The sequence below is a fragment of the Methyloceanibacter sp. genome (assembly GCF_058506495.1).
This window is the reverse complement of record NZ_JBZMXT010000085.1, coordinates 1-8989: the sequence shown is the minus strand read 5'-3', so window position 1 is coordinate 8989 and position 8989 is coordinate 1. Positions and strand designations below refer to the sequence as shown.

Annotated in this window: 10 protein-coding genes; 5 read left to right on the top strand and 5 right to left on the bottom strand. The window is 59.2% G+C overall.

Translation table 11 applies throughout. From position 1 onward, the window contains the following. Window positions 1-752: glucokinase (gene glk / locus AC33YF_RS11710; RefSeq protein ID WP_491777386.1), on the top strand; the 752-nt coding region annotated here is incomplete at its 5' end. A 64-nt stretch (window positions 753-816) separates the two neighbouring features. Here the strand turns inward: glk and greA are convergent. After that, window positions 817-1290 (bottom strand): transcription elongation factor GreA, encoded by a 474-nt coding sequence (greA, locus tag AC33YF_RS11705; RefSeq protein WP_491777385.1) that lies wholly within the window; start codon window positions 1288-1290, stop codon window positions 817-819. Between the two features lie 92 nt (window positions 1291-1382). After that, a complete protein-coding gene (carB, locus tag AC33YF_RS11700) occupies window positions 1383-4820 on the bottom strand; it encodes a carbamoyl-phosphate synthase large subunit (RefSeq protein ID WP_491777384.1) in 3438 nt (1145 codons plus the stop codon). A 156-nt stretch (window positions 4821-4976) separates the two neighbouring features. On the opposite strand from carB, the gene AC33YF_RS11695 reads away from it, so the two are divergent. Continuing rightward, on the top strand, window positions 4977-5384 hold the full coding sequence (locus tag AC33YF_RS11695) for a hypothetical protein (protein WP_491777383.1): 408 nt from the start codon (window positions 4977-4979) through the stop codon (window positions 5382-5384). A 23-nt stretch (window positions 5385-5407) separates the two neighbouring features. Here the strand turns inward: AC33YF_RS11695 and carA are convergent, their stop codons facing one another. Beyond that, the gene (gene carA, locus AC33YF_RS11690) at window positions 5408-6646 is read right to left on the bottom strand and encodes a glutamine-hydrolyzing carbamoyl-phosphate synthase small subunit (RefSeq protein ID WP_491777382.1); all 1239 of its coding nucleotides are present in this window, start codon (window positions 6644-6646) and stop codon (window positions 5408-5410) included. Between the two features lie 278 nt (window positions 6647-6924). Here carA and AC33YF_RS11685 point away from each other — a divergent pair, with 278 nt between their 5' ends. After that, window positions 6925-7374: a GatB/YqeY domain-containing protein gene (locus AC33YF_RS11685; protein WP_491777381.1), complete on the top strand. Its 450-nt coding sequence runs from the start codon at window positions 6925-6927 to the stop codon at window positions 7372-7374. Between the two features lie 302 nt (window positions 7375-7676). Here AC33YF_RS11685 and AC33YF_RS11680 read toward each other — a convergent pair whose 3' ends face one another. Then, complete coding sequence (locus AC33YF_RS11680; RefSeq protein WP_491777380.1) at window positions 7677-7829, bottom strand: hypothetical protein; 153 nt, start codon at window positions 7827-7829, stop codon at window positions 7677-7679. A gap of 4 nt (window positions 7830-7833) precedes the next feature. Here AC33YF_RS11680 and AC33YF_RS11675 point away from each other — a divergent pair, with 4 nt between their 5' ends. Then, window positions 7834-8229, top strand: coding sequence for a hypothetical protein (locus AC33YF_RS11675; protein WP_491777379.1), 396 nt, complete (start codon window positions 7834-7836; stop codon window positions 8227-8229). A gap of 143 nt (window positions 8230-8372) precedes the next feature. On the opposite strand, the gene AC33YF_RS11670 is transcribed toward AC33YF_RS11675, so the two are convergent. Further along, window positions 8373-8642, bottom strand: coding sequence for a hypothetical protein (locus AC33YF_RS11670; protein ID WP_491777378.1), 270 nt, complete (start codon window positions 8640-8642; stop codon window positions 8373-8375). A gap of 65 nt (window positions 8643-8707) precedes the next feature. Here AC33YF_RS11670 and AC33YF_RS11665 point away from each other — a divergent pair. Next, window positions 8708-8989 (top strand): ester cyclase (locus AC33YF_RS11665; RefSeq protein ID WP_491777377.1); only part of this gene is annotated, 282 nt, incomplete at its 3' end.

Here is an 8989-nt window from a genome sequence, read left to right as displayed (position 1 = left end):
CCGTCAAGTTCACCAACGCGACTTGGACTTTCAAGCAAACGACGCTTGCCAAGAAGGCAGGGCTTGATGCGGCGTTCGTCTTCAACGATTTCGAAGCCCAGGCCTATGCGCTTCCAGTGCTTTCGAAAGACGAGTTGCACGCGCTTGGCGGCGGGACCGCTGTTGAAAGGGCACCCAAGGTCGTGCTCGGCCCCGGCACGGGTTTGGGAGTCGCAGGTCTCGTGTGGTCGCCGACCGGCTGGGTCCCGGTGCCGGGTGAGGGCGGACATCAGACCTTCCCGGCAGAAAACGAACGAGAACTGGCGATCCTCGAGCGCATGCGAAAAGGCCTGGAGCGCTTGTCCGTCGAACGCGCGCTCTCCGGACCAGGTCTCGCTGACATATATGGTGCGATAGCAGCGTCCTATGGATTCAGTGACGCAGAGCGTTCACCTGCAGAAATCGAGCACATGGCCATCGCCGGCGAGGACGACATGGCCGTGCAAGCTCTGGACTATTTCGTGCGCTGGCTCGGACGGTTTGCAGGTGACATGGCACTCGCATTCGGCGCGCGCGGCGGGGTCTACATCGGTGGCGGTATAGCACCGAAAATGCTGCCCCGGCTGGAAGAGCCGGACTTCCGCGAGGAATTCGAGCGCAAGGGCCGCATGAAGCCCTATGTGGAGGCGATCCCGATGAATGTGATCGTCAGCGATTATCCGGGGCTAAAAGGCGCAGCCGCAGGCTTGCGCACTAAGCTCGTGAACGCCTGAAGGTCGGGTCCGCGGGGCGGCGCCGTTCGTCTCTGCTTGGGCTTAGATCAAACTGCGGAGTTGTTTACTTGAACTCGACCTTGACGATCTCGTAGGACTTGCCGCCGCCGGGCGTCGAGACCTCGACCACGTCCTTTTTGCGCTTCCCGAGAAGCGCGCGCGCGATCGGAGAAGTGATGGAGATCTTGCCTTCCTTCACGTTGCCCTCGATCTCGCCGACAATCCGATACTTGACCTTGTCTTCGGTATCCTCGTCGATCAGGGTCACTGTCGCGCCGAACATGACCTGATCGCCCTTAAGCTTGGACACGTCGATGATATCCGCTCGTGACAGCTTGTCTTCGAGGTCGGCGATGCGAGCCTCGGTGATCCCCTGCAGCTCCTTGGCGGCATGGTATTCGGCGTTTTCGGACAAATCCCCGTGCGAGCGGGCTTCAGAGATCAATTTGATAATCCGCGGCCGCTCGGCGGTCTTGAGATTCTTGATCTCAGCCTCAAGGGACGTATATCCCTCGGCGGTCATCGGCACCTTTTCCATTTCAGTTCAAACTCCTTAGGGGCGGGCCCCCTTAACAATACTGTCAAGGAATTGACCCACCGAAGTCAAGAATCTGTTGATTTTGACCGTTTCTACAGCTTCTCGGCGAGCTCGGGTGAGCCTTGGCCAACGTAGCTTTGTAGCGGGGCGACGGTCAGGCTGCCTGCTCTCAAGGCCCTAATAGCCTCGGTAGCGGCCAGCGCGCCGGCAAGCGTTGTATAGTAAGGAACGTGGTTCAGCAAGGCCGACCGCCGAATTGACATGGAGTCGGCCAGAGCCTTAGCGCCCTCGGTTGTATTGAAGACGATATCTATATCGCCGTTTGCAATGGCGTCGACAATGTGGGGACGCCCCTCGAGGACCTTGTTGACCCGCTCGCAAGCGATCCCATGCTCGGCGAGATGGCGCTGCGTACCGCGCGTCGCCACAATACGGAAGCCCATCTCAGTCATTGTGCGGGCCGGGATGAGCACCTTGTCTTTGTCGAGATCTTTCACCGAGACGAAGACAGTGCCGGACATGGGTAGTTTCGCACCCCCGCCCAGCTGGCTCTTGGCGAAAGCAACGGCATAATCGCGGTCGATGCCCATGACCTCGCCAGTGGAGCGCATCTCCGGTCCCAGCACGGGATCCACCCCGGGGAACCTCGCAAAAGGAAAGACGGCTTCCTTTACGGCAATATGGTCGAGCTGTGCCGGGGTCAGGTCAAACGTCGCGAGCGGCTTGCCCGCCATGACCTCCGAAGCGATGCCCGCAATCGGCTCGCCGATGACCTTCGCGACAAACGGGACGGTTCGTGAGGCCCGTGGATTGACTTCAAGGATGTAGATGTCGTCGTTCTGTATGGCGAACTGAATGTTCATCAGCCCCACCACGTTCAGCGCGCGCGCGAGGGCCGCCGCCTGCCGCTCCAGTTCTCTCACAATTTCAGGTTTGAGGGAGTGGGGCGGAAGCGAGCAGGCGCTGTCCCCAGAATGTACGCCCGCCTCCTCGATATGCTCCATCACGCCGCAAATGAAGACGTCGCGACCGTCTGCCAGGGCATCGACGTCCACCTCGATTGCATCGCGCAAATATGAGTCGAGCAATACGGGGCTCTTGCCGGAAACCACGACCGCCTCAGCGATGTACCGTTCGAGCTGCGCTTCATCATGAACGATTTCCATCGCCCGTCCTCCAAGGACATAGGAGGGGCGGATCACAACTGGGAAACCAATCTGCTTCGCAATGGCGACGGCCTCGTCGGCGGAGCGGGCGATACCGTTCTTTGGCTGTCTCAAACCAAGCTGATCGATCAGCGCTTTGAAACGGTCCCGATCTTCCGCCAGATCAATTGCGTCGGGTGAGGTCCCGAGTATAGGGACTTCGGCCTTTTCTAACGCCGCCGCGAGCTTCAAAGGTGTCTGGCCGCCGAACTGCACGATCACGCCCTTCACGGTGCCGTTGCTCTGTTCCTTGTGCACAATCTCGAGAACAGCTTCTTCCGTTAGCGGCTCAAAATAGAGCCGGTCCGATGTGTCGTAGTCAGTTGAGACCGTCTCCGGATTGCAGTTGACCATAATGGTCTCGAATCCAGCGGCCGACAGGGAGAAGGCTGCGTGGCAGCAGCAGTAGTCGAATTCGATCCCCTGGCCGATCCGGTTAGGACCGCCTCCGAGAATAACGACTTTGTCCGCGGCACTCGGCCGCGACTCGCACGACTCGCCGCCAGCGAAGCCCGCCTCGTAGGTTGAATACATGTACGCCGTCGGTGACTTGAACTCCGCAGCGCAGGTGTCGATACGTTTGTACACTGGGCGTACATCAAGCGCGTGCCGCGCTTGGCGCACCTCAGACGTCGTCACGCCTGCGAGCATGGCAAGCCGCTCGTCCGAGAAGCCCATTGATTTGAGACTGTGGAAAGCGCCGGCTGTCGTGGGCAACCCGTGTTCCTGAACCTGCGTCTCCATGTCGATGATGTCTTGAAGCTGCCGGATGAACCAGGGGTCGATACGGCAGCTGTCGTAGATCTGTTCGTGGTCTACCCCAAGCCGCAACGCTTGGGCGACTTTCAAGAGGCGATCCGGTGTCGGCGTACCGAGCGCTTCGCGGATCACGTTCTTGTCGTCGCCCTGGCCAAGCCCGTCGAAATGGTACTCATCAACGCCAGCGAGTCCTGTCTCCAGCGAACGGAGTGCCTTCTGCAGCGACTCAGGGAATGTCCGGCCAATGGCCATGGCCTCTCCGACCGACTTCATTGACGTGGTGAGGTAGGGTTTCGACCCTTGAAACTTCTCGAAAGCGAAACGGGGTATCTTCGTGACGACGTAATCAATCGTCGGCTCGAATGAGGCAGGCGTAGCCCCGCCGGTAATGTCGTTCGCAAGCTCGTCGAGCGTGTAGCCAACGGCGAGTTTGGCGGCGACCTTGGCGATAGGGAAGCCGGTCGCTTTCGAAGCAAGCGCCGATGAGCGGGACACGCGGGGATTCATCTCGATGACGACCAACCGTCCGTCGTCTGGGTTCACAGCAAACTGAACATTCGATCCACCAGTCTCGACGCCGATCTCGCGCAGGACCGCGATCGAGGCGTCCCGCATGATTTGATACTCTTTATCGGTAAGTGTGAGGGCAGGCGCGACAGTGATGGAGTCGCCCGTGTGAACGCCCATTGGATCGACGTTCTCGATGGAGCAAATGATAATGCAGTTGTCGTCCTTGTCTCGGACGACTTCCATTTCATACTCCTTCCATCCCAGCACCGATTCCTCGATCAGCACTTCGCAGGTAGGAGAGGCGTCCATGCCGCGTTCGACGATCTCAAGAAACTCTTCGCGATTATAGGCAATGCCACCGCCGGTGCCGCCGAGCGTGAACGAGGGGCGGATGATTGCCGGCAGGCCGACCTCTTGCATCGCTTCGAGCGCTTCGATCAGGCCCTTCTCGACGTAGCGCCGCCGCCGTTCGCTTTCGTGCCGCGCCCAGTCCGCTTCGAATGTCAGCATCGCCTCAGAGCGGGCTTGTGGATCCGAGTGTTCCGCCTCGATCCTCGCGACTTCTGACTTATAGGCTTCGCGATCCGCGCGCTTTAGAGCGCCGGCGTCGGCAAGGCGTGACTTGGGCGACTCCAGGCCGATCTTGTCCATGGCTTTGCGGAAGAGTTCGCGATCCTCGGCCTTGTCAATGACCTCCGCCTTCGCGCCGATCATCTCCACGCTGAACTTTTCCAGGACGCCGGAGCTCTGAAGACTCAGGGCTGTGTTGAGAGCGGTCTGACCACCCATCGTGGGCAGCAAGGCGTCTGGTCGTTCCCGTTCAATGATGCGTGCCACGAATTCTGGTGTGATGGGTTCGATATAGGTCGCATCGGCCAAATCCGGATCCGTCATGATCGTCGCCGGGTTCGAATTGACAAGGATGATTCGGTAGCCCTCATCCCTCAGCGCCTTGCAGGCTTGCGTTCCGGAGTAGTCGAACTCACAGGCCTGGCCAATCACGATCGGACCTGCGCCGATAATCAAAATGGACTTTATGTCTTCGCGTTTAGGCATTTCGGTTGGTGCTCATTCCTGCGCAAAGATTTGAAGCGGCGACGCGGCTGGCCCTTCAAATGATGGTGAGTGCGTCTTTCCAACACGCGACCCCCCGTTTAAGGGACTGCGGTCGAACGGATACGAAACAAGATCGGAAATGCTGTGCAACGGGATATGAAACTTGAAGTTTCTCTTCTGATTATGCGGTTGACCTTTGCCGCCTTCATCCTGGTCTGGGCCGTGGACAAGGTGATCGACCCCGTCCATGCGCAGAAGGTCTTTACGACCTACTACTTCACGGACCTGCCAGCCCAGCCCTTTCTGATCATTGGCTTCGTGCAAATCGCAATTATCCTCGCCTTCGCAGCAGGCTTCCTCCGCTTCTGGACTTATGGTGCGATGCTCGTGATGCATACGGTCTCGACACTTTCCACTTTCGACAAGCTCATAAGCCCTTGGGAGGCAGGGCCGCGCGGGCTGTTGTTTTGGGCCGCAGTGCCGACCCTTGGAGCAATTCTCGCGCTCTTCCTTCTTCGGGACCGCGATAATCTTTTGTCGGTCGATGCCGCGCGTTTGAAGTAGCAGTGCATCCATCCCGTTAGCGACTACGCCGATGACTTGCGCGCGACCATGAGATCGACGAAGCGCTGGAAGAGGTAACGGCTATCTTGGGGGCCGGGCGAGGCCTCCGGGTGATACTGCACCGAGAAAATCGGCTTGTCCTCGACCTTAAGGCCTGCGTTTGACCCGTCAAAAAGTGATGTATGGGTCTCGGCGACCATCGACGGCAGACTGTCTCGCGTGACCGCAAAACCGTGATTCATCGACGTGATCTCGACCTTGTCGGTCTCAAAATCCTTGACCGGATGATTGGCGCCGTGGTGGCCCTGATGCATCTTCGCCGTTTCCGCTCCCAGCGCTCGGCCGAGCAGCTGGTGGCCAAGGCAGATGCCGAAAGTAGGAACCCCACTGTCGATGAGCTTCTTCAATTCGGGCACGGCGTACTCACCGGTAGCCGCGGGGTCACCAGGGCCGTTTGAAACGAAGATGCCGTCTGGATTGCGCGCAAGGATTGCCTCGGCGCTTGTAGTCGCAGGGACCACCGTGACCTGGCAGCCCACGGTTGCGAGTTCGCGCAAGATATTGCGCTTCAGTCCAAAGTCGATGGCGACCACGTGAAAGCGCGGTGACTCCTGTCGGCCGTATCCTTCTCCCCAGCGCCAAGACGTTTCGTCCCACGTGTAGCTTTGGCCGCATGAGACGTCCTTAGCGAGATCGAGCCCGACCATGCCCGACCATGCCGCGGCTTCCTGTTTTAACGCATCGATGTCAAAGACGCCGTCCGGTGCATGCGCGATCACGGCGTTCTGCATACCGTTCTCTCGGATCAGAGCCGTCAGGGCCCGAGTGTCGACTCCAGTGATGCCGATAATGCCGCGCGCTTCGAGCCAGCTGTTGAAGTCCTGCGCGGCGCGCCAGTTGGAAGGGGAGGTGATTGATGTTCGCAGCACACAGCCCTTCACGCCCGATGCGGCCGCAAGGTTCGACGTTTCGATGTCTTCGGTATTCGCGCCGACGTTGCCGATATGGGGGAAAGTGAAGGTAATAATCTGCCCAGCGTAGGACGGGTCCGTGAGGATCTCTTGGTAGCCCGTCATAGCGGTGTTGAAGCAAACCTCGCCGACTGCAGTGCCGGCCGCACCCGCGCCGCGCCCGCGGATTACGGTTCCGTCGGCTAGAACGAGTAGGGCCGTGGGCACTTCCTCAGCCCAAGGCTTGGTTCCTGGCGTCGTCGCGTGCGCTCGCGCAGCCTGCAAAGACCCTGTGTCGTGCTCGTCAGTCATCTGCGATTGTCTATGTTCGGCCGGTGTGTGTGGTCGCCAAAACGAAAGCTGCAAACGATGGGGCGTTGCGCTCTGGTCAGTCAGACGTGGGAACCACGAGTTTAAGGAGCGCGCGTCCTTAAGATGCGTTGTCTACGTCAGCTTAGTGACGCGGTCAATCCCTAAGCTGTAAATTTTCCTGTTAGAACAATGTGTTAGATCGATAAATCCGCTTGCATGATCGCCCGGCGTCGATTAGGTTGGAAACTTCCTTCCAGATTCACCCAAACTCTGTGCCCATGCGCGAGACCATCAATGCGGCTCTGAAAGCTGCAACCAAAGCACGCGACATGCGTCGTGTGTCGACACTTCGCCTCGTCAGCGCCGCCATTAAGGATCGCGACATTGCCGCTCGAGGCGCTGGCGCCGAGCAGGCGACCGACGCGCAACTGCTTGAGCTTTTTGCGAAAATGATCAAGCAGCGCGAAGAGTCCCAGAAAATCTATGCCGAGGCAGGGCGTACGGAGCTTGCCGAACAGGAAGGCGCCGAGGCCGATATCATCCGCGATTTCCTGCCGAAGCAATTGTCGGACGCGGATATGTCCAGTGCAATCGCGGAGGCGATTGCGGAGACAGGCGCGAGCGGGATGCGGGACATGGGCAAGGTTATGGGTGTGCTCAAAGGCCGCTACGCAGGACAGATGGATTTTGGCAAAGCCAGCGGCCTCGTTAAGGCGCAACTGAGTTAGGGTCCCGTACGGCTTACCAAAGCGCATTGGAGCAAGGCGCGTGGCGGCGTATGGCGAGCCATTTGTCGCTTCACTTTGTCCATGCATAGCTCGATCTTTGCCAATGCATCGCCAACTGATTGTGCAGGTGCACAAAAATGCACGCACTTCGCGGGTCGAGAGCGCGAATCGGCCACATCGAACACCGTTGGGCTCAGAGCTCTTAAGACCTCCGAAGGTGCTGACATTCGACGCGCCTCGCGTCTGAGACTTCACGGGAAGCCATTGATAAGACGATGTTTATGGCTCTCTCCCGATAAACGTTACGCGCCGTCTCGCCCTGAAGGCGCCTGCGTCAGCAGGCCACGCGGCAGTATGTCATTGCAGTGCACCATGGATATGACGCAATGCAGCATTATTCCCGCTGACAGCGCGACACCGAATCGGTCTGTGTCGTCAGTTGAAATTGGAGGCATACTGATGTTCAGGAACGTTCTTCTTATTGCCGCAGCGTGCGCGTTGTCGCTCGCTGCGACAGCCGACCCCGCCAGTGCCAACGAATCGAACAAGACGCGTCTGGGTCCTGTCGGGCCGGACGAGCCGTTGTCGGTCAACGTCGGCGCGTCGCGTTTGGTCGCCTACTATGAGCGCGAGGGCGGCAATTGCTCCGTAAGCGCCGTCTTGGCGCCCGAAGCCGACGACAGCTTCGGCAGTGCCACACGGCTGCGCGTCGCCTTGCGGCCTGGCGAGATCATGCACGTCGATGGGACTGAGAATAACCGAGTGGTGCTGGCGTGCGCTCCCAAGGCAGAGGCCCTGATCATGCTGAACAGGGTTGACCCTACGCCGTCGTGGCGGAGCAAGGCACTTTACTAGGTGATGCGATCGCAGTCGTTGCGGCTGCGAGCTAAAATCAGGGCCGGGCGGAACGGCGGGTCCGTCCGGCCCTAGTGCGTCTGCTTCTTGCCACTGCTTTACCTTGTGGGCGGGTGCGCCCAGGGCAGCATGCGCACCTAGCGTCATTGCTCGTCGCGATAGTGGCCGCGCCGCGTTGCCTGCCGATCATGCCGCTTCATCGCATAGAAGATGGCGGAGACGCCGATTGCGAGCAGGAGCAATCCGCCAGCCCAAGCCAGAGGCCCGCCATAGTCATAGATGAGCCAGATACCGCTTGCGGGTGTGACGCTCGCGGCCGCGATATCAGCGAGGTCCATATCGTAGCGCCACCAGACAAAAAGAGCGCACACGACGAGCAAGGCCAGCAGCACGACGAGAATGATTGCGATCATCACTTTTCCCATAACGTCGTAGCATCACGATACTTTACACTCAGACCTCAACCAGGGAGCTACGAATGACCATCGACGAGATGAAGCGCATGACACGCGAATCGCTTGAGCTTTGGTCGAGTGATGCCAAGGGCAAAGCCGAGAATGTCTTTTCGCCCAACTATTTGAACCATCAAGAACCGGCTGCGGTGGGTGGCGTTGAGGGTGTCGATCTCGAGGGTTGGAAGGCCATTGTCGCCGAATGCCACACGGCTTTCTCAGACTTCGATGTCGCTATCATGACCCAGGTCGCCGAGGGAGATCTCGTTGCGACACGGTGGCAGTTCGAGGGAACGCAGACGGGTGAG